The 21717-nt window shown below is 60.5% G+C and carries 23 protein-coding genes; 13 read left to right on the top strand and 10 right to left on the bottom strand.

Annotated features, from left to right (window positions below; genetic code table 11):
* Positions 1 to 34: 34 nt before the first annotated feature.
* Genes dapF through PH558_RS19990 form a run of 5 tightly spaced genes read left to right on the top strand, consistent with a single transcriptional unit; the run spans position 35 to position 5047 of the window.
* Positions 35 to 940 carry a diaminopimelate epimerase gene (dapF, locus tag PH558_RS20010; RefSeq protein ID WP_285206149.1) on the top strand — a complete coding sequence of 302 codons (906 nt, stop codon included), beginning with the start codon at positions 35 to 37 and terminating at the stop codon, positions 938 to 940.
* Positions 937 to 2211, top strand: a complete 1275-nt coding sequence (gene mtaB, locus PH558_RS20005; protein WP_285206148.1) for a tRNA (N(6)-L-threonylcarbamoyladenosine(37)-C(2))-methylthiotransferase MtaB — start codon at positions 937 to 939, stop codon at positions 2209 to 2211. Before dapF ends, mtaB begins: the two co-directional genes overlap by 4 nt.
* 18 nt (positions 2212 to 2229) lie before the next feature.
* Positions 2230 to 3744, top strand: coding sequence for a signal recognition particle-docking protein FtsY (ftsY, locus tag PH558_RS20000; protein WP_285206147.1), 1515 nt, complete (start codon positions 2230 to 2232; stop codon positions 3742 to 3744).
* Positions 3741 to 4460: a septation protein A gene (locus tag PH558_RS19995; RefSeq protein ID WP_285206146.1), complete on the top strand. Its 720-nt coding sequence runs from the start codon at positions 3741 to 3743 to the stop codon at positions 4458 to 4460. The genes ftsY and PH558_RS19995 overlap by 4 nt, the downstream gene beginning before the upstream one ends.
* Positions 4457 to 5047, top strand: a complete 591-nt coding sequence (locus PH558_RS19990; protein WP_095433012.1) for a DUF2585 domain-containing protein — start codon at positions 4457 to 4459, stop codon at positions 5045 to 5047. Before PH558_RS19995 ends, PH558_RS19990 begins: the two co-directional genes overlap by 4 nt.
* A 164-nt stretch (positions 5048 to 5211) precedes the next feature.
* On the opposite strand, the gene PH558_RS19985 is transcribed toward PH558_RS19990, so the two are convergent.
* The 5 genes from PH558_RS19985 to ccmA form a co-directional block, all read right to left on the bottom strand.
* Positions 5212 to 5823: a DsbE family thiol:disulfide interchange protein gene (locus PH558_RS19985; RefSeq protein ID WP_285206145.1), complete on the bottom strand. Its 612-nt coding sequence runs from the start codon at positions 5821 to 5823 to the stop codon at positions 5212 to 5214.
* On the bottom strand, positions 5820 to 5993 hold the full coding sequence (ccmD, locus tag PH558_RS19980; RefSeq protein ID WP_095433010.1) for a heme exporter protein CcmD: 174 nt from the start codon (positions 5991 to 5993) through the stop codon (positions 5820 to 5822). The genes PH558_RS19985 and ccmD overlap by 4 nt, the downstream gene beginning before the upstream one ends.
* Position 5994: 1 nt before the next feature.
* Entirely contained in the window at positions 5995 to 6753 is a 759-nt protein-coding gene (locus PH558_RS19975) for a heme ABC transporter permease (RefSeq protein WP_285206144.1), read from the bottom strand.
* 79 nt (positions 6754 to 6832) lie between these two features.
* Positions 6833 to 7492: a heme exporter protein CcmB gene (gene ccmB / locus PH558_RS19970; protein WP_113407849.1), complete on the bottom strand. Its 660-nt coding sequence runs from the start codon at positions 7490 to 7492 to the stop codon at positions 6833 to 6835.
* A gap of 256 nt (positions 7493 to 7748) precedes the next feature.
* Positions 7749 to 8396 (bottom strand): heme ABC exporter ATP-binding protein CcmA, encoded by a 648-nt coding sequence (gene ccmA / locus PH558_RS19965; protein ID WP_285206143.1) that lies wholly within the window; start codon positions 8394 to 8396, stop codon positions 7749 to 7751.
* 262 nt (positions 8397 to 8658) lie between these two features.
* Here ccmA and acnA point away from each other — a divergent pair, with 262 nt between their 5' ends.
* The 3 genes from acnA to PH558_RS19950 all read left to right on the top strand — a co-directional run bounded on the left by acnA (position 8659) and on the right by PH558_RS19950 (position 13080).
* Entirely contained in the window at positions 8659 to 11349 is a 2691-nt protein-coding gene (gene acnA, locus PH558_RS19960) for an aconitate hydratase AcnA (RefSeq protein WP_095433006.1), read from the top strand.
* 256 nt (positions 11350 to 11605) lie between these two features.
* A complete protein-coding gene (locus tag PH558_RS19955; RefSeq protein ID WP_095433005.1) occupies positions 11606 to 12349 on the top strand; it encodes a DUF1223 domain-containing protein in 744 nt (247 codons plus the stop codon).
* A gap of 329 nt (positions 12350 to 12678) precedes the next feature.
* Positions 12679 to 13080 (top strand): DUF2794 domain-containing protein, encoded by a 402-nt coding sequence (locus tag PH558_RS19950; protein WP_095433004.1) that lies wholly within the window; start codon positions 12679 to 12681, stop codon positions 13078 to 13080.
* 106 nt (positions 13081 to 13186) lie between these two features.
* Here PH558_RS19950 and PH558_RS19945 read toward each other — a convergent pair whose 3' ends face one another.
* From PH558_RS19945 to PH558_RS19930, 4 genes are all read right to left on the bottom strand, one after another.
* Positions 13187 to 13744, bottom strand: a complete 558-nt coding sequence (locus PH558_RS19945; protein WP_285206142.1) for a GNAT family N-acetyltransferase — start codon at positions 13742 to 13744, stop codon at positions 13187 to 13189.
* Positions 13745 to 13864: 120 nt separating this feature from the next.
* The gene (locus PH558_RS19940) at positions 13865 to 14605 is read right to left on the bottom strand and encodes a Bax inhibitor-1/YccA family protein (RefSeq protein WP_095433002.1); all 741 of its coding nucleotides are present in this window, start codon (positions 14603 to 14605) and stop codon (positions 13865 to 13867) included.
* Between the two features lie 195 nt (positions 14606 to 14800).
* Positions 14801 to 17350 (bottom strand): ABC transporter permease, encoded by a 2550-nt coding sequence (locus PH558_RS19935; RefSeq protein ID WP_285206141.1) that lies wholly within the window; start codon positions 17348 to 17350, stop codon positions 14801 to 14803.
* Positions 17347 to 18057, bottom strand: a complete 711-nt coding sequence (locus PH558_RS19930; protein ID WP_285206140.1) for an ABC transporter ATP-binding protein — start codon at positions 18055 to 18057, stop codon at positions 17347 to 17349. The genes PH558_RS19935 and PH558_RS19930 overlap by 4 nt, the downstream gene beginning before the upstream one ends.
* A gap of 82 nt (positions 18058 to 18139) precedes the next feature.
* On the opposite strand from PH558_RS19930, the gene PH558_RS19925 reads away from it, so the two are divergent.
* Positions 18140 to 18790 carry an arylesterase gene (locus PH558_RS19925; protein ID WP_285206139.1) on the top strand — a complete coding sequence of 217 codons (651 nt, stop codon included), beginning with the start codon at positions 18140 to 18142 and terminating at the stop codon, positions 18788 to 18790.
* A 68-nt stretch (positions 18791 to 18858) separates the two neighbouring features.
* A complete protein-coding gene (gene thpR, locus PH558_RS19920) occupies positions 18859 to 19455 on the top strand; it encodes an RNA 2',3'-cyclic phosphodiesterase (protein ID WP_285206138.1) in 597 nt (198 codons plus the stop codon).
* Here thpR and PH558_RS19915 read toward each other — a convergent pair.
* The gene (locus tag PH558_RS19915; RefSeq protein WP_285206137.1) at positions 19386 to 19868 is read right to left on the bottom strand and encodes a low molecular weight protein-tyrosine-phosphatase; all 483 of its coding nucleotides are present in this window, start codon (positions 19866 to 19868) and stop codon (positions 19386 to 19388) included. The genes thpR and PH558_RS19915 overlap by 70 nt on opposite strands.
* A 137-nt stretch (positions 19869 to 20005) precedes the next feature.
* Between PH558_RS19915 and PH558_RS19910 the strand changes: the two genes are divergently transcribed.
* The 3 genes from PH558_RS19910 (at position 20006) to PH558_RS19900 (ending at position 21648) form a co-directional block, all read left to right on the top strand.
* Complete coding sequence (locus tag PH558_RS19910; RefSeq protein WP_285206136.1) at positions 20006 to 20311, top strand: 4a-hydroxytetrahydrobiopterin dehydratase; 306 nt, start codon at positions 20006 to 20008, stop codon at positions 20309 to 20311.
* 66 nt (positions 20312 to 20377) lie between these two features.
* Positions 20378 to 20767 carry a YkvA family protein gene (locus PH558_RS19905; protein WP_095432996.1) on the top strand — a complete coding sequence of 130 codons (390 nt, stop codon included), beginning with the start codon at positions 20378 to 20380 and terminating at the stop codon, positions 20765 to 20767.
* Positions 20768 to 21099: 332 nt separating this feature from the next.
* Positions 21100 to 21648 carry an invasion associated locus B family protein gene (locus PH558_RS19900; RefSeq protein WP_095432995.1) on the top strand — a complete coding sequence of 183 codons (549 nt, stop codon included), beginning with the start codon at positions 21100 to 21102 and terminating at the stop codon, positions 21646 to 21648.
* Positions 21649 to 21717: the final 69 nt, after the last annotated feature.

The following is a 21717-nucleotide window of genomic DNA, read 5'->3' as shown; positions in this document are numbered from 1 at the left end:
ATATACAGCTCGAAACACGGACGGACATGGCATCATGAGCAATACGGTCGAATTCGCGAGGATGAACGGGCTTGGCAACAAGATCCTGGTCATCGACATGCGCGGCCGCAAGGATGTGGTGACGCCGGCTGCGGCGATCGCGCTCAATGCCGACCCTGCCACCCAGTTCGACCAGATCATGGCGATCCACGATCCGAAGCTGCAGGGCACCGATGCCTGGATCGATATCCTCAACTGCGATGGCACGAAAGCGCAGGCCTGCGGCAACGGCACGCGCTGCGTCGTGCAGGCGCTTGCGGCCGAAACCGGCAGACACGTTTTTACTTTCCAGACCGTCGCCGGCATCCTGAATGCAAGGGAGCACGAGGACGGCACGATCTCGGTCGATATGGGCACGCCGGTCTTTGCCTGGGACAAGATCCCGCTTGCCGAGGAATTTGCCGATACCAGCCGCATCGAGCTGCAGATCGGGCCTATCGACAATCCCGTCCTGCATTCGCCTTCGGCGATGTCGATGGGCAATCCGCATGCGATCTTCTGGGTCGACAAGGACCCGATGTCCTTCGATCTGGATCGTTTCGGCCCGCTGCTCGAAAACCACCCGATGTTTCCCGAGCGCGCCAATATCACGCTGGCGCAGGTGCTGTCGCCGTCTTCGCTGCGCACCCGCACCTGGGAGCGCGGCGCCGGCTTGACGCTTGCCTGCGGCTCGGCCGCCTGTGCCGCTGCCGTCAGCGCCGCGCGCACCGGCCGCACCGGCCGCAAGGTGACGATCGAGGTCGCCTCGGCGCCGGCGCCTGGAAAGCTCACCATCGAATGGCTAGACAGTAACGATCATGTCGTGATGACGGGTCCTGCGGAATGGGAATGGTCCGGCACGGTCGATCCGGTCACGGGCAGCTTCTCGCGCGATCCGGAGCAAGGGGCTCAAGCGCGGTGAGCGGGGTCGAGGTCATTACCTTCGGCTGTCGTCTCAATACCTATGAATCCGAAGTGATGAGGGCCGAGGCGGAGAAAGCCGGGCTCAATAATGCTATTCTGGTCAATACCTGCGCCGTGACGGGCGAGGCCGTACGCCAGGCGCGGCAGGCGATCCGCCGGGCGCGACGCGACAATCCGCATGCCCGCATCATCGTGACAGGCTGCGCGGCGCAGACCGAGAAGCAGACCTTCGCCGAGATGGCCGAAGTCGATGCCGTGCTCGGCAACGAGGAGAAGCTGAAAAGCACCTCCTACCGCTCTTTGCCGGATTTCGGCGTTTCGGCCGAAGAGAAGCTGCGCGTCAATGACATCATGAGCGTGCGGGCGACCGCGCCGCAGATGATCCGCCATATCGATGGCCATGTGCGCGCCTTCATCCAGGTGCAGAACGGCTGCGATCACCGCTGCACCTTCTGCATCATTCCCTATGGCCGCGGCAATTCGCGCTCCGTGCCGATGGGTGCCGTGGTCGATCAGGCGCGTAACTTGGTTGAAAGCGGTTATCGCGAAATCGTGCTGACTGGCGTCGATGCCACGAGCTATGGCGCCGACCTGCCGGGTACGCCGACGCTCGGTCTCCTTGCCAAGACGCTGCTGAAGCAGATCCCCGAAATCCGCCGGCTGCGGCTCTCCTCGATCGACAGTATCGAGGCAGACCGGCACCTGATGGATCTCATCGCCGACGAGCCGCGCTTCATGCCGCATCTACATCTCTCGTTGCAGCATGGTGACGACATGATCCTCAAGCGCATGAAGCGGCGGCACTCGCGCGCCGATGCCGTGCGTATCATCGAGGATGTGCGCCGCCTGCGCCCGGAGACGAGCTTCGGCGCCGATATGATCGCCGGCTTTCCGACCGAGACGGAAGAGATGTTCGCCAATGCTGTCGGCTTGGCGCAAGAGGCCGGCATCGCGCATCTGCACGTTTTCCCGTACAGCGCGCGTCCCGGCACGCCAGCTGCCCGCATGCCGCAGCTCGACCGCGGCTTGGTCAAGGACCGCGCCGCGCGCCTGCGCGAGGTCGGGCAAAGATTGCACCAGATCCATCTCGACAAGATGGTCGGCACGCGGCAATGGCTGCTTGTGGAGAATGGCGGGTTGGCGCATACGGAAAACTTCACGCTTGTCGCCGCCCCCGGCCTTCGCCCGCGCGACCTTGTGCAGGTCGCAATCACCGGCCACAATGGCAAGCACCTCGACATGCAACTTCTGGCCGCCGACGCGGCCTAATGCTTCAACGGATACTTCATGGCGCTCGGTTTCATCAAAAAAGTCTTCACCTTCGGCCGCGAAAAGCCGGCCGAGGAGCAGGCGCCTGCGGAGGATTCTCAGAAGGTTGATGTGCCCGTTGTCGAGCAGGAAGCGCCCGCTGTAGATGTTTCGGCGGCTTCTGAGTTTGCCGAGCCCTCGTCACCCCCCTCTGTCCCTTCGGGACATCTCCCCCGCGAGGGGGGAGATCGGTTGGAGGGCGAGGCGTCGGCTGAGCAGGAACAACAGGCCGCGCAGGTTGTAGAGCCAGTTGCTTCCGCCGAGCCCAAGACGAGAACGCAGCCTGAAGAAGTACAGTCGGTCGAGTCGGAGCAATCCACCAATACTGAGGCCGATGTCGTTTTCGAGGAAACCTCCTCTGAACCGATCTCCCCCCTTGTGGGGGAGATGTCCGATAGGACAGAGGGGGGTGACGAAGCCTCGGCAAGCCCGGAACTTTCGTCGGAAGACTCGGAACCCTTCTCCGAAACCAGCGAACCCGCAGCCGAAACCCCCATCCTCCCCAAGGGTTTCTCCATCGCCGCTTCCGCTCCGGCACCGGCTCCAGAAGCCCCAAAACAAAAACTCTCCTGGTTCCAGCGCCTGCGCGCCGGGCTTGCGCGCACCTCGTCGCAGCTGACCGGCCAGATCACGGCGCTTTTTACCAAGCGCAAGCTCGACGATCAGACGCTGCAGGATCTGGAGGATCTATTGATCCAGGCCGATCTCGGCGTCGAAACGGCGATGCGCGTCACCGATACGCTGGCATCCGAACGCTACGGCAAGGATGTGACCGGCGAAGACGTGACCCGCATCATGGCGCAGGAAATCGCCAAGGTGCTGAAGCCTGTGGCAAAGCCGCTGCAGCTCGATCTCAGCCACAAGCCTCATGTGATCCTCGTCGTCGGCGTCAACGGCACCGGCAAGACGACGACGATCGGCAAGCTGGCGGCGAAGCTTTCCGGTGCCGGACTGAAGGTTACGCTGGCTGCCGGCGATACGTTCCGTGCGGCCGCCATTGAGCAATTGAAGATTTGGGCGGAGCGTACGAAATCGGACTTCATCGGCACCAAGCTCGGCGCGGATGCTGCCGGCCTCGCCTTCGATGCCTTCCAGCAGGCCAAGGCCAACAAGAGTGACGTGCTGATCATCGATACCGCCGGCCGTCTGCAGAACAAGGCGGAGCTGATGGCGGAGCTCGAAAAGATTGTGCGCGTGCTCGGCAAGCTCGATCCGGATGCGCCGCATACCGTGCTGCAGACGCTCGATGCGACGACCGGCCAGAACGCCTTGAACCAGGTGGAAATCTTCCGCAATGTTGCCGGCGTCAATGGCCTGATCATGACCAAGCTTGACGGCACGGCGCGGGGCGGCATCCTTGTTGCCATCTCGGCCAAGCATAAGCTGCCGGTCTATTTCATCGGCGTCGGCGAAGGTGTAGAGGATCTCGAGCCGTTCGAAGCCGAGGATTTTGCTCATGCCATCGCCGGTACGGGGACTGTAAGCAGCCAATGAATGACAAGAACAAGTTTGATGACGGGGAAAGTGCCGCAATGACGACCAGCGACAGCGATCTCACCCCAAGTGCCGCCGACAGGCATCATCCGATGCTGAAGCTGGTGCTGGAACTCGGACCTTTGCTGGTGTTCTTTTTCGGCAATCTGCGCGGCGAATGGCTGGCGCAGCATTTTCCGCAGCTGGCGACGCTCGGCGGCCCGCTCTTCGTCGCCACTGGCTTATTCATGGCGGCAACGGTGATCTCGCTCATCGTTTCGAAGGTCATGCTCGGCCATTTGCCGCTGATGCCTTTCGTCTCCGGCATTGTGGTGCTGATTTTCGGTGCGCTCGGCATCTATCTTCAGAACGAAACCTTCATCAAGATGAAGCCGACCATCGTCAACGCGCTGTTCGGTATCGTTCTGCTCGGCGGCCTTGCCTTCGGCAAGTCGCTGCTCGGCTATGTCTTCAATGCCGCCTTTCAGCTGGATGCCGAGGGCTGGCGCAAGCTGACGCTGCGCTGGGGTATTTTCTTCTTCGTTCTTGCCGTGCTCAACGAAGTCGTCTGGCGCGGTTCGAACTGGCTTTATCTTCCGGACACCAAGGCGGCGGATAATCTCTGGGTGAACTTCAAGGTCTGGGGAACGATGCCGATCACCATCCTCTTCACTCTGTCGCAGATGCCGCTGATCATGAAGCACACGGTCGAGCCACCGGTGGAAAACGGCAAATGAGCGAGGCCATCGACGCCCAAAGCCGCTATCGGCAACAGAGCTTCTGGTTCATCGCCTGCGCTGTCGTTCTGCTCGTGCAGATCGTCGCTGAATACATGATGGGCCGCGTGCCGATCTGCACCTGCGGTTACGTGAAGCTGTTCGAGCCGGTGGTGAAATCCAGCGGCAATTCGCAGCACATCGCCGACTGGTACACCCCATCGCATATCATCCACGGTTTCCTCTTCTTCGGTCTCACGCATCTGATCATGCGCGGCAAGCCACTGTCGATGCGGCTCTTCGTTGCCATGCTGATCGAATCCGGCTGGGAGATCCTGGAAAATTCCCCGATCATCATCAACCGCTACCGCGCCGCGACAATCTCGCTCGACTACGTCGGCGACAGCATCCTCAACTCGTCGATGGATGCCGTGTTCATGGTGGTCGGTTTCCTGTTTGCCTGGCGCGCGCCGGTGCTGGTGACGGTTGCCATCGCCATCTTCTTCGAGTTGCTCACCGGCTATTTGATCCGCGACAATCTCACGCTCAACGTGCTGATGCTGGTCTGGCCGGTCGATGCGATCAAAACGTGGCAGGGCGGGATTTAATCTTTTCACCCTCGCCCCTGCGGGGAGAGGGTGGCGCGATAGCGCCGGGTGAGGGGGCGTTTCGGGAGAGTGATGACTTTTGTTCGCCGCTCAAGGCTTTGTTGCTTCGTGCCCAGCCCCCTCATCCGCCCTTCGGGCACCTTCTCCCCGAGGGGAGAAGGGAGTTAAGACGCCGGCTTCCCCTGCGCCTTCGCTATCGCCGGATAGAGCCTCTCCTTCAGGCTGGTCGGCGTAAACGGGCCAACCTGCTTGTAGAGGATCGTGCCGTCGGGCGAGACGAGATAGGATTCCGGAATGCCGTAGACGCCCCAGTCGATGGCGGCGGAGCCGTTCGGGTCGATGCCGATGGCGTTGTAGGGATTGCCGAGTTCGCCGAGGAAGCGGAGGGCGTTTTCGCTCGTGTCCTTGTAATTGATGGCCACGATGTTGAGCTGGCCGCTCTTGGCCAGTTCCTTCAGTACAGGGTGTTCATCACGACAGGGGATGCACCAGGAGGCGAAGACGTTGACGAGCGTCAGCTTGCCCTTGATGGCGTCATCGGTCAATGCCGGCAGGTTGGAGCCGTCGAGCGGCGCGAGCGCGAGCTTCGGCGCCTTAGTGCCAATGAGTGCCGAGGGAATAGCCGATATATCGGTGCCGTGCACTTCCTGATCATACATGACCTTGCCGACCGCAAATGCGATGCAGGCAAAGACGATCAGCGGGATGAGCGCCAGCATATAGCGTGCGGTGCCGCTGGATTTCGGCTGATCCTTGTTATCGGTATCCGCAGTCATTTCGTCTTGCTCTCGGGCGAGTGCTGCGAGTGGCGGCGGATGCCGGAGGCTTCCAATGCGGCGAGCTCACGACGGCGCAGGCGTCCTTCGATCCAGATCCAGGTAATAACAGCAAGGATCATGAACGCCGCAAAGCCATAGGAGCCGAAGACGTAGAACGGATGCGACATGCTACTCCTCCCGGCTCGCCATGCGCGCGGCCATGCGGCGCTGGGTGGCGATGCGCCGTCGCCAGATCTCGTTGCGGATCGCCATCAGGTGCAGCGTGAAGAACAGCAGCGTGAAGGCGAGTGCCATGGTGAAGAGCGGCCAGAGGAATTCCGTATCGATGGCCGGGCCATCCATGCGCATGATGCTTTCCGACTGATGCAGCGTATTCCACCAGTCCACGGAGAACTTGATGATCGGAATATTGATGAAGCCGACCAGCGTCAGGATGGATGCAACCCGGGCCGCTTTGGAAGGATCATCCATGGCGCGGTTCAGCGCGATCAGGCCGAGATACATCAGGAAAAGGATGAAGACCGAGGTGAGGCGCGCATCCCAGACCCAATAGGTGCCCCACATCGGCTTGCCCCAGAGCGAGCCCGTCACCAGCGCGATCAGCGTGAAGGCGGCGCCGAGCGGTGCCGCCGTCTTGCCGGCGACATCGGCGAGCGGATGGCGCCAGACCAGCGTGCCGATCGCCGACATGCTCATGATCGTGTAGCACATCATCGACAGCCAGGCGGCCGGAACGTGAATATACATGATGCGGACGGTATCGCCCTGCTGGTAATCGCCCTCGGTCGTAAAGGACAGATAGAGGCCGATCACGAAGAGCACGGCCGAGATGGCCGCCAGCCAGGGAATGAGACGCGCCGAGAAAGCCAGGAACCGCGTGGGGTTGGCAAGGTCGGAAAATCGGCTGATCGCAGTGATATCGCTCATGCGGCTTGTTTAACCCGATATGCCTTTTCCGGCAATCGACCGCATTGCCTCAGATGGACGAAACAGTATCTTATTGCGATCAATCAGTCGTGTTACGCAGGGCAAGAGCAGCAGCGGCGGGGCCGAGGACGGCGAAGAACAAGGTGAGCGCGATCAGGATGAGGAAGGGCGGCAGGAACGGCTGCGGCCCTTCGACTGTGGCATAGGTGGCGCTGACGCCGAAGATCAGCACGGGGATCGTGAGCGGTAGCACCAGAATGGAGACCAGTAGTCCGCCGCGCGGCAGCGCCACGGCAACGGCAGCACCAACCGCGCCGATGAAGGTGATCGCCGGCGAGCCGACGAGCAGGGTCAGGGCCGTCGCGCCGATAGCCGTGTCGTTCATATTCATAAAGAGGCCGAGCAGTGGCGAGGCGATGACGAGGGGCAAGCCTGTCGCGATCCAATGCGCTGCGCATTTAATGAAGACCGTCAATACCAGCGGCGTTTCCTGCATGACGAGCAGATCGAGCGAACCATCGTCACGCTCGGCCTGGAACAGCCGGTCGAGGCCGAGAAGGCTCGCCAGCAGCGCTCCGATCCAGACGATGGCGGGACCGATGTGCGAGAGAAGCTTGAGGTCGGGTCCGACGCCGAAGGGAATGACGGCGACGACGGTGAGAAAGAAGAGGATGCCGATCAACGCCCCGCCGCCGGCGCGCACCGAAAGTCTGAGGTCGCGGAGGAAGAGGGCGGTCATGGGGAGACTCTTTCATGTTGAGATATACCTCGAGTACCCCCCTCTGTCGCTCTCGCGACATCTCCCCCACAAGGGGGGAGATTGGTAACTTGTGGCGCGCTCATGTCCCGAGCCAACATCGAATTTGTAGAAGCTGAACCCGCTGGTTTTGTAAGCGGGTGCGGCAAACTCCCAACAATCTCCCCCCTTGTGGGGGAGATGTCCCGAAGGGACAGAGGGGGGTATCGCAAGCTCGGCATGGGAGGAAATATCTGCATCATCCCCACACTCCCTCACTCACCCCGGCAAACCCCGTCATCCGCATCTCCTGTACGTTCTCCAAACCCAGCGGCTGGTGCGTCGCGGCAATAACGATGCCGCCGCTCTTCTGATGGGCTGAGATCAGCTCCGCAAACAGCCGGTCGGCGGAGCTGTCGAGCGCTGCCGTCGGTTCGTCGAGGATCCAGATCGGGCGATGGGCGACCAGAAGTTTGGCGAAAGCGATTCGCCGCTGCTGACCGGCGGAGAGATAGCCGAAGGGCAAATGGGTGATGCCAGCAAGCCCGACGGCGTCGGCGGCTTCATCGACAGCCAGGCCGGAGCCGCCCGGCACATCGCCGAGGAAGGTTTTCCAGAAGGTCAGATTTTCCGTGACGGTCAGCTCGGATTTCATCGCATTGCGGTGACCGAGATAGTGGCTGGCTTCACCGGCCGGCCGGCCCGATTCTCCGTCATTTCCGGTGAAGGTGACACGGCCCTTTTCCGGCTTCAGAAGGCCTGCCACGACACGCAGAAGCGTTGACTTTCCCGACCCGTTGCGCCCGGTCAGAATGAGGGCGTCGCCACCTCCCAAGTCAAAGGAAACGTTCGAGAAAATCAGGTCTTCGCCACGCCTTTCCGCCAGATTTTCAGCGCTTAGATGCATTCGCTCAGACTTTCCCCGTTATCGTTGCCGCAGCGCGCAAAAAATTGTCCAAATTTGCGCTTTGTCACTCTGGCAAGTCTTTACGAAATTATCTATAAGACCTGCAACCACGCCAGCGGCCGGCGTGAATTCAATCCTTGCGCCGAACTTAAGGTTTTACCCTTACGTGCGGACAGCGGAAATGGCCGTACCCGCATCCTGATGTGCATAAAGTGCATAGGCGTTCGCACGACTGTGTTGGCTATCAGAAACGGGGTATCTCGTGTCTAAATCTCTTGACAGTTTCAATTGTCGTTCCACGCTGACCGTGGACGGGAAAGACTATGTCTACTTCAGCCTTCCCAAGGCTGAAGCCAATGGTCTGCCCGGCGTTTCCAAGCTGCCTTATTCTATGAAGGTGCTTCTGGAAAACCTGCTGCGTTTTGAAGACGGGCAGTCGGTCACGAAGGACCATATCCTTGCTGTCGCCGAATGGCTGACCAACAAGGGCACCGTCGAGAACGAAATCGCTTATCGTCCCGCACGCGTGCTGATGCAGGACTTCACCGGCGTTCCGGCCGTTGTCGACCTTGCCGCCATGCGCGACGCCATGGTTTCGCTCGGCGGCGATCCGGAAAAGATCAACCCGCTCGTTCCCGTCGACCTCGTCATCGACCACTCCGTCATCGTCGACGAATTCGGCACGCCGCAGGCTTTCGCCAAGAACGTCGAGCTGGAATACCAGCGCAATGGGGAGCGCTACCGCTTCTTGAAGTGGGGCCAGCAGGCATTCAAGAACTTCCGCGTCGTTCCTCCCGGCACCGGCATCTGTCACCAGGTGAACCTCGAATATCTCGGCCAGACCGTCTGGACGAAGGAAGAGGACGGCGAAACGATCGCTTATCCCGACACCTGCGTCGGCACCGATTCGCACACGACCATGATCAACGGCCTCGGCGTTCTCGGCTGGGGTGTCGGCGGTATCGAAGCTGAAGCCGCCATGCTCGGCCAGCCGGTCTCGATGCTGCTGCCTGAAGTCATCGGCTTCAAGCTCACCGGCAAGCTCAAGGAAGGCGTCACCGCGACCGACCTCGTTCTGACCGTCGTGCAGATGCTGCGCAAGAAGGGCGTTGTTTCCAAATTCGTCGAATTCTTTGGCCCCGGCCTCGACAACATGCCGCTCGCCGACCGCGCCACCATCGGCAATATGGGTCCGGAATATGGCGCGACCTGCGGCTTCTTCCCGGTCGACAAGGAAACGCTGAACTATCTCAACATGTCCGGCCGCGCCAAGGACCGTATCGCGCTCGTCGAAGCCTATTCCAAGGCTCAGGGCATGTGGCGCGACAATGACGGTTCCGATCTCGTCTTCACCGACACGCTGGAACTCGATCTCGGCGATGTCGTGCCGTCCATGGCCGGCCCGAAGCGTCCGGAAGGCCGCATCGCGCTGGAAAACATCGCTTCCGGTTTCGCGACTTCGCTCGAAACCGAATACAAGAAGCCCGGTCAGCTCTCCAACCGCTATGCGGTCGAAGGCACGGATTTCGATATCGGCCATGGCGACGTTGCGATTGCCGCCATCACCTCCTGCACCAACACGTCCAACCCGTCGGTGCTGATCGCTGCCGGCCTTCTCGCCCGCAACGCCGTTGCCAAGGGCCTGAAGACCAAGCCGTGGGTCAAGACCTCGCTAGCACCGGGATCGCAGGTCGTCGGCGAATATCTTGCCAAGTCCGGCCTGCAGGCCGATCTCGACAAGCTCGGCTTCAACCTGGTCGGCTTCGGCTGCACCACCTGCATCGGCAATTCCGGCCCGCTGCCGGCGCCGATCTCGAAGACGATCAACGACAAGGGCCTGATCGTATCGGGCGTCCTCTCCGGTAACCGCAACTTCGAAGGCCGTATCTCGCCTGACGTCCAGGCGAACTATCTCGCTTCGCCGCCGCTCGTCGTCGCCTACGCGCTCGCCGGCTCGGTGCAGCTCGACCTGACGAAGGAGCCGATCGGCGAAGACCAGAACGGCAAGCCGGTCTATCTGAAGGACATCTGGCCGACCTCGCATGAGGTTCAGGAGTTCATCCAGAAGTACGTCACCCGCGAGCTTTATGAAACCAAGTATGCCGACGTCTTCAAGGGCGATGCCAACTGGCAGGCCGTGCAGGTTCCTCCGGGCCAGACCTATGCCTGGGACGACAACTCGACCTATGTGCAGAACCCGCCTTACTTCGTGGGCATGGGCAAAAAGGGCGCCGGCGTTTCCGACATCAAGGGCGCTCGCGTTCTCGGCCTCTTCGGCGACAAGATCACCACCGACCATATTTCTCCGGCCGGTTCGATCAAGGCTGCTTCTCCGGCCGGCTCGTACCTCCTCGGTCACGGCGTCGGCGTTGCCGATTTCAACCAGTACGGCACGCGCCGCGGCAACCACGAAGTCATGATGCGCGGTACTTTTGCCAACATCCGCATCCGCAACCACATGCTCGGCCCGAACGGCAAGGAAGGTGGCTACACCATCCATTATCCGTCCAAGGAAGAGACGTCGATCTACGATGCGGCCATGCAGTACAAGGCCGAGGGCGTTCCGCTCGTCATCTTCGCCGGTGTCGAATATGGCAACGGCTCGTCGCGCGACTGGGCTGCCAAGGGCACGAACCTGCTCGGCGTCCGCGCCGTGATCGCCCAGTCCTTCGAGCGCATCCACCGCTCGAACCTTGTGGGAATGGGCGTCATCCCCTTCGTCTTCGAGGAAGGCACCACCTGGGCAAGCCTCGGTCTGAAGGGCGACGAACTGGTCACGATCGAAGGCCTTGAGCACATCAAGCCACGCGAGCGTAAGATCGCCAAGATCACCTATGGCGACGGCTCGGTGAAGGACGTTCCGATTATCTGCCGCATCGATACGCTGGATGAGGTCGTCTACGTCAACAATGGCGGCATCCTGCAGACCGTTCTGCGCGATCTCGCTGCCTGATAGGCATTAAACGCTGTTATGGGAGGCCGCCGGAAAACTCTTCCGGCGGCCTCTTGTTTTTCACGGTGATGTGTACTGCGAGGCTTCCGCTCACTCCGGCCTCACCCCATCGTGACTTTGCGTCATCGCGTTAAACTATTATCTCTTGTTTCAGATTTTTCGGGCTTGATGTGGCCTGGTCGCCCCAAAAAGCGCGAGTTTTGCAGAGCCCGTGTAGGCAGACGGCGCTCGAGATTGGATGCAGAGGTAAGATAGAATGCGCCTTCGGTTTTTGGCTCCACTTCTGGCAGGCATTGCGCTCGCAAGTTCGCTGCATGCGCAGGAGGCTGCGAAGATCAAGGGCGTTGTCGAACTCTTTACCTCGCAAGGTTGCGCTTCCTGTCCGCCCGCCGATGCCGCTTTCCGCAAGCTGATCCGCCAGGGTAATGTCGTGGCACTCGCCTATCACGTCGATTATTGGAACTATCTCGGCTGGAACGACACCATGGCGTCCAAGGATAATACGGCGCGCCAATATGCCTACGCCCGGACGATGGGCCGCAGCGGCGTCTATACGCCGCAGGCGATCGTCAATGGCAGGGATCACATGAACGGCGCGGATCTCGATGCCATCAACGTCAAGCTCGATGATTTTCAGCGCCTTGGCGAAGGGCTGACGGTTCCGGTGAATGCCGCCATGAAGGGCGACGAGCTGGAGATCAAGATCGGCGCCGGGCAGGGCAGGGCGAATGTCGTTGCCGTCTATTTCGACAAGGAACAGATGGTGGCGCCGAAAGGCGGCGAAAACAACGGCCAGCAGATTGCCTATATGCACGCGGTATCCGATGTCGAAACAGTCGGCATGTGGGACGGCAAGGCTATGAGCCTCGTGCTGCCGTCGACCGTGCTGGATAAGGCCGGCCGGCGAGGCCTCGCGATCCTGCTGCAGTCGTCGACATCTTCGGGCGATCCGGCTGCCATTCTCGGGGCGACTGTTCTGACGGTCGGTTCGGACGGCTGAGCGGTTTTTCCAGCTTTGCCGGAGGTCTTCCATTTTGGCGTGGTCGAAAGGCTTCCTATTTTGGCTGATGCCCAATAGGGGAGGTGCCCGGCGAGGACGCATTCGGGGCTGGGGTTTAATCGATGCGTCCCGGCCGGGCCGTTTGACGCGGCGGCGCCAAACAGTCCTCTATACTTCCTGTAAATTGGGCGTCGTTTTGGCTGAAATGCGGCACTGACGAGGTGCTTTCACAGCTGGGAAAGAAATTGTGAGCCGCCAGCCGTCTTGCAATTTGATGTGGCTGAGGCAAACTGTCATTCTCCTGTCATGAGATAGCCCCTGGGGGATTGATGACTGATCAGCCGGATTTGAGACACGGTGAAAGCCGTTCCGCAGATACCAATTCATCCGTCGTCGTTGATCTCAGAGAATACAAACAGAGCAAGGACCCGCTACCGGTGACCTTTCATCGCCGGGAGCTGGATGCGATTCTCTGGATCTATGGCCGCATGGTTGGCGAAGGCGAGTGGCGCGACTACGCCATCGACCATTTGAAGGACAAGGCGGTTTTCTCCGTCTTCAAGCGCTCCGGCGAAATGCCGCTCTTCCGCATCGAAAAGAATCCGAAGCTCGCCGCGAAGCAGGGCGCCTTTTCCGTCGTCAATACCAACGGCATGATCCTGAAACGCGGTCATGACCTGAACCAAGTGTTGAAAGTTTTCGACAAGCAGCTGAAGCTGGTGGAGAAGTAGTTTCTCGTCATTGGCTCGCGCTTGTGGCGAGTGTGACACCCCCTCTGTCACGAAGTGACAGAGGGGGTGTCACAGGCTCTGCGGACTCATAGATCCGATACTAATACTATTCCCCAAATAACGTCCCAGGATAAACCGAGGGATCGGGATCGCTCTCCGCACCCTGGCCCAGCGCCTTCTGCATGAGCATCGTATCCAGCCACCGGCCATGCTTGTAGCCCGTGCCCTTCAAGAGCCCGACTTCGGCAAAGCCTGCGGCGCGATGCACGGCGACGGAGGCGGGATGGGCGCCGCCGATGACGGCGATCATCTGGCGGAAGCCGAGTCTCTGGCAGCTTTCGACGAGTGCATCGAGGAGTAATCTGCCGACGCCGCGCCCGCGCGCCTCCGGCGCCAGATAGATCGAATCCTCCACCATCCAGCGATAGGCCGGCCGCGTGCGGAATGCGGAGGCATAGGCATAGCCGAGGAACGCGCCGGTCTCGTCTTCGGCGACGAGATAGGGATAGCCCTTTTCACGGATTGCCTCGAACCGGGCCGCCATCTCTTCCTGACTCGGCGGCGTGATTTCGTAGCTTGCCGTACCGTTCAGGACGGAATCTCTGTAGATGGCGGTGATATGGGGAAGGTCGTCTGAAGTTGCACTGCGGAGGCTGACGGACATTGCTTCTATTGCCTGATCTGCGAATTTACGACGGGCGCTATCAAATCGCAGGGCGTCTGCCCAAGCAAATAAAAAAAGGCGGCCGAGGCCGCCTTTTCATGTCTCATTCATCCCGTGCGATTAACGGCGGTTGCCCATGAACTGCAGCAGGAACATGAACAGGTTGATGAAGTCGAGGTACAGCGACAGGGCGCCCATGATCGCCTTGCGGCCAGCCACGGTCACGTCGTCGGCTTCGTAGTACATTTCCTTGATCCGCTGTGTATCCCAGGCGGTGAGGCCTGCGAAGATCAGGACGCCGATCACCGAGATGGCGAACTGCAGGGCGGACGAAGCCAGGAAGATGTTGACGAGCGTTGCGATGATCAGGCCGAAGAGACCCATCATCAGGAACGAACCCATCGCGGACAGATCACGCTTCGTCGTGTAGCCGAACAGCGACAGCGCGCCGAAGGAGGCGGCGGTCACGAAGAAGGTCTGCACGACGCTCTGACCGGTGTAGATGATGAAGATCGACGACAGCGACAGACCTACCAGCGCGGCGTAGACCCAGAAGGTCGTCGTCGCGGCGGCCACGCTCATGCGGTTGATCCTGAAGCTCAGGAAGAAGACCATTGCCAGCGGGGCGAGAATGACAACCCACTTCAGCGGGCTGAGATAGATCGCCTGGCCGAAGGCCGTGATCTGTCCGTTTGCAAAGGCGAGCGAGAAGGATAGATAGGCGGCAACACCCGTGATCGCCAGACCCAGCGCCATCAGGTTATAGACCTTGAGCATGTAGGCTCGAAGGCCCTCGTCTATCATCGCACCGGATTGCGCACCGCTCTGCGCCCGGTTTTGGTAATTGCGGAAGTCAGCCATGTTTTCCTCTTTCAAGCTCCGATGTGATTACGGTGTCGGGTCTTTCAAGGCCCAGGCGCCGCTGCGGAGCTCAGCATGCCTGCACAGAATATGAGGCTTTCGGGCCTCATACACAAGGGTCAAGCGATCCGGCGCAGGTTAAATCGATGTAATATCGAGCCGTTTTGCCGGCTTCCGGTTCATCTCCGTAACGAATCAGAGCTCGCGCAGAACAGGCGCTGCCTTCTGGCCCAGGATGCGCCAGGTGCCGATCAGGCCGATGCTGACGGTCAAAATCAGCGCAATAACTAGGGTGGAGAAAGCGACATCGGGCAGGAAGGCAGAAGGCAAGCGCATGATGTGGCTGACGATGTACCAAGCGGATGCGGAGCCGGCGACCAGCGCGAAGATGGCGGTTGCGGCGCCCAGGATCAGATATTCGTAGCTGAAGGCACGGATCAATGTCGCGCGCGTCGCGCCGAGCGTCTTGAGGATGACCGCATCATGCGTGCGGGCGCGGTTGCCGGCGGCAAGCGCTCCCGCCAGCACAAGCACGGATGCGATGAGCGCGACGGAGGCGGCGGAACGGATCGCCGTCGCCAGCTGTCCCACGAGCGTGTTGACGACATCGAGCGCATCCTTGACGCGGACGCTTGTGATGGTTGGGTAGGTATTGGTAACTTTCCTCAGGATCGCCGCTTCCTGCTCCGAGGTGGCGGATGTGTCGGTCAGGGTCGCGAGCCAGGCGTGCGGTGCGCCCCTGAAGGTATTGGGCGAGAAGATCATCACGAAATTGATCGACAGCGACTGCCATTGCACCTTGCGGAAGCTGGCGATCTTGGCGGTGACGTTGCGGCCGAGCACGTTGACGGTGACCTTGTCGCCGAGTTTCAGGCCGAGCGCCTTGCCTTCCTCTTCGGAGAAGGAGACCAGCGGTTCGCCGCTATAATCCTTGTCCCACCATTTGCCTTCGGTGACCGAAGCGTTTTCCGGCACCGTATCGGCATAGGTGATGCCGCGATCGCCACGCAGCACCCATTGGCCGGCCGCCGGCACCTTCATCTTGGTGACATCCTCGTCGTTGAAGGCGACGATGCGCCCGCGGAGCATCGGCGCTTCGACGAGCTTGCCCTTGGGGTCGATGTCGAGGACGATCTTGCGGAAGCCTTCCAGTTCCGGCCCCTGAATATCGACGAAGAAGAAGTTCGGCGCCTGTTCGCTCATGCGGCCCATGAGTTCGCGGCGCATATTGCCGTCGATCAGCGTCAGGGTGACGAGTAGCGCCAGGCCGAGGCCGAGCGAGAGCACGACGGAGGAGGTGAGCGCGCCCGGCCGGTGGATGTTGCCGATCGCCAGGCGCAAAGCGGGCGATCGCACGCGCGGGCTGCGGCGGGCAAGCCAGGAGAGCAGGGCTGCTACCAGGCGCAGCACCACGAAAGCGCCGGCGATCGAGACGACGACGACGACTGCGATGAAGCGATCATAGGCAGTGACGATCGCCAGGGCGGCGAGTGCCGCCATCAGCACACCGGCGGCGAGCAGATAGGGCCAGCCGGGAAGGCGTCGCGCTTCGAAGCCCTGCTCGCGAAACAGCGCCGTTGCCGGCACCTCGCGGGCATGGCCGAGCGGCGGAATGGCGAACGCCAGCGTCGTCAGGAGGCCGAAGAGAGCGGCAAGCGTCAGCGCGCCGGGATAGAGCCGCGGCGCAGTCGAAATCGGCAGGAATTCTGCCATGAATTGCGATGCGATCATGGGCGCAATGGCGCCGAGGACGAGGCCAATTGCTATGCCGGCGAGCGCAACGACGGCGATCTGGATGAGATAGATCAGCACGACGACGAAGGCCGGCGCGCCCAGGCATTTGAAGGTAGCGATGGTCGTGCGCTTCGAATCGAGGAAGGCGCGTACGGCATTGGCAACGCCGACTCCGCCGACGATGAGCGCCGCCAGGCCGACCAGCGTCAGGAACTGCGAGAAGCGGGTGACGTTGTCGGCGAGCTGGGGAGCAGCGCGGTCGCTGCTGCGGATCGACCAGCCGGCTTGCGGGAAGGCGGCGTTGGCGCGGTCAGTGAGATTGCGGATGCCAGCTGCGGGGTTGTCCATGCGGATTTTGTAGGATTGTTCGACCAGACTGCCCGTGGTGATCAGGCCGGAGGCGATCAGGGCGTCGCGGCTGGTGATCAGACGTGGCGCGAAGCCGAAGCCTTCGGAGACGGCGTCGGGCTCGCTTTGGATGGTGCCTGATATGCGCAGCTTCGTATTGCCCAGCAGCAGATCGCTGCCGACCTTGAGGTTCAGGCGTTCCAACAGCAGGGGCGCTACGACGGCGCCATAGGCGCCATCCTTGGCGGCAAGCAGCGTCGACAAGGGCTGATCAGGATCGGCCTGGAAGGTGCCGTAGAGCGGATAAGCGTTGTCGACGGCCTTGACCTCGACCAACGCCTGATCCGAGCCATCGGGCAGACGTGCCATGGAACGCAGCCCGGTGGAGCGGGAAATTTTGCCCAAGCTTTGGAGATAGGCGAATTCTTCCGGCGTCGCCTCGCGATTGCGCAGTTCGAAACGGGCGTCGCCTGATAGCAGCGATTGTCCCTGCGTCGCGATCGCGTCGGTGATCGAACGGGAAACGGAATTGACCGCAGCGATCGCGCCAGTGCCGAGCGCGATGCAGGCAAGGAAGATGTAGAAGCCGCCAAGGCCGCCGCGCAGTTCGCGCAGGGCAAGGCGGAAGGCGAGGGGCAGGCGCAGTCCCGCCGCCGCGCTCATGCAATGGCTGCCTGGTTGGTGCGCGTGCGCATGCTGTCGTTCTCGATTTCGCCGGAACGGACGCGGATCTGGCGCGAGCAGCGGGCGGCAAGGGCGGGATCATGGGTGACGAGCAGCATGGTCGTGCCGCGCTCGGCCTGCTGGGCGAAGAGCAGGTCGGCGATCTGCCGGCCGGTATCGGTATCGAGATTGCCCGTCGGTTCGTCGGCGATCAGGACGGCTGGCGAAGGCGCCAGCGCGCGGGCGATGGCGACACGCTGCTGCTCGCCGCCGGAAAGCTGGCCGGGATAATGATTGAGCCTCTGGCCTAATCCTACTGCTTCCAGCTCCCGCCTGGCGATAGCGAAGGCATCGCGGACATTCGCAAGTTCCAGTGGCACGGCGACATTTTCCAGCGCCGTCATGTTGGCGATCAGGTGGAAGGATTGGAAAACGATGCCGATGTTCCGGCCGCGGAAATCGGCGATGCGATCTTCGCTCAGGCTATGCAGCGGCGTGTCGCGGATCAAAAGTTCGCCGCTGTCGAGTTTCTCGAGGCCGGCCAGTACCATCAGCAGGGTGGACTTGCCGGAGCCGGACGGGCCGACGATGCCGACGGCCTCACCCTCCATCACAGTGAGATCGATACCCTTCAGCACATGGACTGATGCGGCGGCATTGCCGAGCGTCAAATCTGCCTTCTTCAGCTCGATGATGGTTTTTGCCAATGCGAACGCCCTATATACCAGAGAACATCAGAGACAATGGCGGGCGCGATTTGGCCCGAGCAGCGAATTTAGGGAATGGATCATGGGTTTTAAAGTTGCCGCGCTTCAATTCGCTGTCATCACTTTCGGTCTTTTGTTTGGCGCTGTTGGCGCCGCCGAGGCGCGGACTATCCAGTTGGTCGGCTTCGGCGACAGCCTGATGGCGGGCTATCAGCTGCCCCCGGGCGACGGCTTTCCCGCGAAGCTTGAGGCGGCGCTGAAGGCCAAGGGGCTCGATATTGCCGTCGCCGATGCCGGTGTTTCGGGAGATACGACATCGGGCGGCCTTTCGCGCATCGACTGGTCGGTGCCCGATGGCACGGATGGCGTGATCCTGGAGCTTGGCGCCAACGACGCACTGCGCGGCATTCCGCCGGAACAGACGGAAAAGAACCTCGAGACGATGATCGAGCGGCTGAAGGGCAGAAAGATCCCGATCCTTCTCGTCGGCATGCTGGCGCCGCCGAACATGGGGGGCAACTACGCCGATAAATTCAATCCGATCTACAAGCGACTGGCCGACAAATATCAGCTTCCGCTCTATCCGTTCTTCCTTGATGGCGTTGCCACCCATGCGGATTTGCAGCTGTCGGACGGGATGCATCCGAACCCCAAGGGGGTTGATGTGATGGTCGAGCATATGTTGCCTGATGTTATGAGTTTTGTAGGGATGATTGACGCAGGTGCGAAATAGATGCTTGCACCGACTGCAAATGCGTGATTCCCTACCTATACCTGCAAGAGATTCGGGGAGTGCTCGTCATGCCGAGACTTTTTACCGCCCTCGAAATTCCGCGCAATGCGGCCATGAGCCTGTCATTGTTGCGCGGTGGTCTCCCGGGAGCCAGGTGGATCGACGTTGAAAATTATCACATCACTTTGCGCTTCATCGGCGATGTCGATGGCCGCACCGCGGATGAGATCGTCGACCGTCTGGACCGGATAGATCGGCCTGAATTCCAGCTTCGGCTGGAGGGCATCGGTTCCTTCGGCTCCAAGAAACCGCATTCGGTTTGGGCCGGGGTCTCGCAGACACCGGATATGTTCGCGCTGCAAGGCGAGATCGAGCGTATCTGCCAGCGTATCGGCCTGCAGCCGGACCCCCGCAAGTTCACGCCGCATGTGACCCTCGCCAGGCTGAAGTCCTCGCGGGTCGACGATGTCGTGCACTATCTCTCCGGTCGCGGCAATTTCTACACCGCGCCGTTCACGGTCGGGCGCTTCGTGCTTCTGTCGTCGCGCGAATCGGTCGGTGGCGGTCCCTATCTCACCGAAGAGATATTCCCGCTTCACGAGCCCCGCAGCACGTTCCCAACTTTGGGCAACAACGCGCTGCAGCCGGCCAAGAGCATGGTGTAAACCGCTTCGAAATCCTCGCGGTCGCCATAGTAGGGATCGGGAATGTCCTTGTTGCTTCCGAGCGCCAGGGCATTGAAGAGATACAGCCTCCCGAGGGATTCCGCGGGTGCTGCCTTGCGCAAGTTCTTCAAATTGTCTTGATCCATTGCCAGGATAAGATCGAACCGGCTGAAATCTGATGGTTCGATGCGGCGAGCGCGCTGGGCTGAAATATCGATTCCGTGGCCGGCGGCAACCGCAACCGAACGGCGATCCGGGCGTTCTCCCTGATGCCAGCCGCCGGTGCCAGCTGAATCGATGTCGAATTCACCGCCACGGCCGCCCTCGCTTGCCAGATGTCTGAATATGCCTTCGGCGAGGGGCGAGCGGCAGATATTGCCGGCGCAGACGAAAAGTATCCTGTGACGATCCATGTTATCGTTTCACCGCCAGAGCTTTCCGCTTTTCTTCGAAATGCGAAAACGCTCTACCCTTTTGCTTTTACGCAATTCCGGACGGAAAAAACGATACGCAGTTTTTCTGGAATTGCTTTAGAGAGGAGTGACTTGCCATGAAATACGACAGACTGGGCCGCGCGGCAATCGATGAAAATCTTGCGGAGCTTGGAGGCTGGGCGCTTGCGGATGACGGCCTTTCGATTTCGAAGACTTTCAAGTTCCGCAACTTCGTCGAGGCCTTCGGCTTCATGACGGAAGCCGCTCTTGCCGCGGAAAAATTCAACCACCATCCGGAATGGTTCAACGTCTATTCCCGCGTCGAGGTGAAGCTGACGACACACGATGCCGGCGGCCTGACCGATCATGACGTCAAACTGGCGAAGGCGATGGAGAAGGCGGCGGCACGCCGGATCGATTGAATCGCGGCAGGCGATCACCATATGTTTACACGGCCCGGCCGACAGGCCTCGATTGAGGTGAATGGAATGGATGACATCAAGTACGGGGAAATCCTGATGCCTGGTGACGAAGAGACCCAAAAAGAGCAGGAGAAATCGGTGCGCAGAAAATTCTGGCCGACCTTGCGGAAGGCAGCTCGCCATATTCCCTTTTCCCGCGACGTCGTGGCCGCCTTCTATTGTGCGTTCGACCCGCAGACGCCGACGCGTGTTCGCGGCATATTGCTGGCGGCGCTCGGCTATTTCGTCATGCCGGTTGATATTATCCCCGATTTCTTTGCCGTCATCGGCTTTTCCGATGATGTCGCGGTGCTGACGCTCGCTTTCAGCATGATTAGAGGCCATATCCGCCAGGAACATTACGACGCCGCCGATCGCGCGCTGGAGAACGAGCCCGAGTCTATGAAGACCGCCTGATGCTTGTTTTGCTGAGCCGATCTGAATCCTCTCGGGTTTCCAGAGATTTATGAGACCTCCCTGATTTTAGCGAGGTCAAATTCTTGCCCGAATCTTTCTGTCTTAAATCGAAGCTGCAGGGTGGTACTTCATCATCCGGGTTTTCCAATTCCTTCTGATGCGTTTCAAGCTTTGCGCGATAACTGGATTGAAATGGCACGGAGCCGGTGGCGGCAGCGCTCCGTTGACGGTTTGGTAACCTGAATAAAGTCAAAATAAGGCAGCTCACGAGCACAGGCGTGCGTCAATCGAATCGCCATGAGCTCTGGACCGCAAGAAATCGGCAGGAAACCATGTTTGTAAAAAGCTTCGCAATCGCCCTCTCGCTCGTTCTGGCCGGAACCGGCATAGCGTCCGCGCAGACCAAGAAGCAGACGCAGGCAGCGGCGCCAGCAGCGCCGGCGGCTCCGACGCGCATTCAGCAATTCGACGCGTGGGGTGCCTATTCCTACCAGTCCGCCGGCGGTAAGGTATGCTACGTTCTTTCCGTGCCGACGGCCAAGGCGCCGCCGACGGGCATCGACCACGGCGACAATTTCTTCATCGTGTCGCAGCGTCCGGGCCAGAACATCTCCTATGAACCGCAGGCGATGATGGGCTATCCCCTCAAGGACAACTCGAAGGTCAACGTCACCATCGACAACAAGACCTTCGTGATGTTCACCAAGGACAAGGCCGCGTGGGTGGAGAACGCCGCGCAGGAGCCGGCACTGGTCGCCGCGCTGAAATCCGGCCACTCGCTGAAGGTTTCGGCAACCTCAAAAAAGGGTACTGCCACTTCCTACACCTATTCATTGAAGGGTGTGACGGCTGCGCTGAAGCAGATCGAAAACTGCAAATAAGATCGAGGGTCGAAGGATCACGCAAATGTGATCTTTCCGTTGCCGCGACCGCAATGAGCAAGGCCGGTC

The organism is Rhizobium pantanalense (assembly GCF_030182525.1).
In the GTDB taxonomy this organism is placed as follows: domain Bacteria; phylum Pseudomonadota; class Alphaproteobacteria; order Rhizobiales; family Rhizobiaceae; genus Rhizobium.
This window is presented reverse-complemented; position numbering and strand designations above follow the sequence as displayed.

Excerpts from the sequence above, each read along its gene's own strand:
- PH558_RS19955 (WP_095433005.1), top strand. The coding sequence starts at position 11,606 with ATGCGCCTTCGGTTTTTGGCTCCACTTCTGGCAGGCATTGCGCTCGCA.
- PH558_RS19900 (WP_095432995.1), top strand. The coding sequence starts at position 21,100 with ATGTTTGTAAAAAGCTTCGCAATCGCCCTCTCGCTCGTTCTGGCCGGA.
- PH558_RS19945 (WP_285206142.1), bottom strand. The coding sequence starts at position 13,744 with ATGTCCGTCAGCCTCCGCAGTGCAACTTCAGACGACCTTCCCCATATC.
- PH558_RS19985 (WP_285206145.1), bottom strand. The coding sequence starts at position 5,823 with ATGACTGCGGATACCGATAACAAGGATCAGCCGAAATCCAGCGGCACC.
- PH558_RS19925 (WP_285206139.1), top strand. The coding sequence starts at position 18,140 with ATGGGTTTTAAAGTTGCCGCGCTTCAATTCGCTGTCATCACTTTCGGT.
- PH558_RS19975 (WP_285206144.1), bottom strand. The coding sequence starts at position 6,753 with ATGAGCGATATCACTGCGATCAGCCGATTTTCCGACCTTGCCAACCCC.
- thpR (WP_285206138.1), top strand. The coding sequence starts at position 18,859 with ATGCCGAGACTTTTTACCGCCCTCGAAATTCCGCGCAATGCGGCCATG.
- PH558_RS19990 (WP_095433012.1), top strand. The coding sequence starts at position 4,457 with ATGAGCGAGGCCATCGACGCCCAAAGCCGCTATCGGCAACAGAGCTTC.
- ccmB (WP_113407849.1), bottom strand. The coding sequence starts at position 7,492 with ATGACCGCCCTCTTCCTCCGCGACCTCAGACTTTCGGTGCGCGCCGGC.
- PH558_RS19905 (WP_095432996.1), top strand. The coding sequence starts at position 20,378 with ATGGATGACATCAAGTACGGGGAAATCCTGATGCCTGGTGACGAAGAG.
- ftsY (WP_285206147.1), top strand. The coding sequence starts at position 2,230 with ATGGCGCTCGGTTTCATCAAAAAAGTCTTCACCTTCGGCCGCGAAAAG.
- ccmD (WP_095433010.1), bottom strand. The coding sequence starts at position 5,993 with ATGTCGCATCCGTTCTACGTCTTCGGCTCCTATGGCTTTGCGGCGTTC.
- ccmA (WP_285206143.1), bottom strand. The coding sequence starts at position 8,396 with ATGCATCTAAGCGCTGAAAATCTGGCGGAAAGGCGTGGCGAAGACCTG.
- PH558_RS19910 (WP_285206136.1), top strand. The coding sequence starts at position 20,006 with ATGAAATACGACAGACTGGGCCGCGCGGCAATCGATGAAAATCTTGCG.
- PH558_RS19950 (WP_095433004.1), top strand. The coding sequence starts at position 12,679 with ATGACTGATCAGCCGGATTTGAGACACGGTGAAAGCCGTTCCGCAGAT.
- PH558_RS19995 (WP_285206146.1), top strand. The coding sequence starts at position 3,741 with ATGAATGACAAGAACAAGTTTGATGACGGGGAAAGTGCCGCAATGACG.
- PH558_RS19935 (WP_285206141.1), bottom strand. The coding sequence starts at position 17,350 with ATGAGCGCGGCGGCGGGACTGCGCCTGCCCCTCGCCTTCCGCCTTGCC.
- PH558_RS19940 (WP_095433002.1), bottom strand. The coding sequence starts at position 14,605 with ATGGCTGACTTCCGCAATTACCAAAACCGGGCGCAGAGCGGTGCGCAA.
- dapF (WP_285206149.1), top strand. The coding sequence starts at position 35 with ATGAGCAATACGGTCGAATTCGCGAGGATGAACGGGCTTGGCAACAAG.
- PH558_RS19915 (WP_285206137.1), bottom strand. The coding sequence starts at position 19,868 with ATGGATCGTCACAGGATACTTTTCGTCTGCGCCGGCAATATCTGCCGC.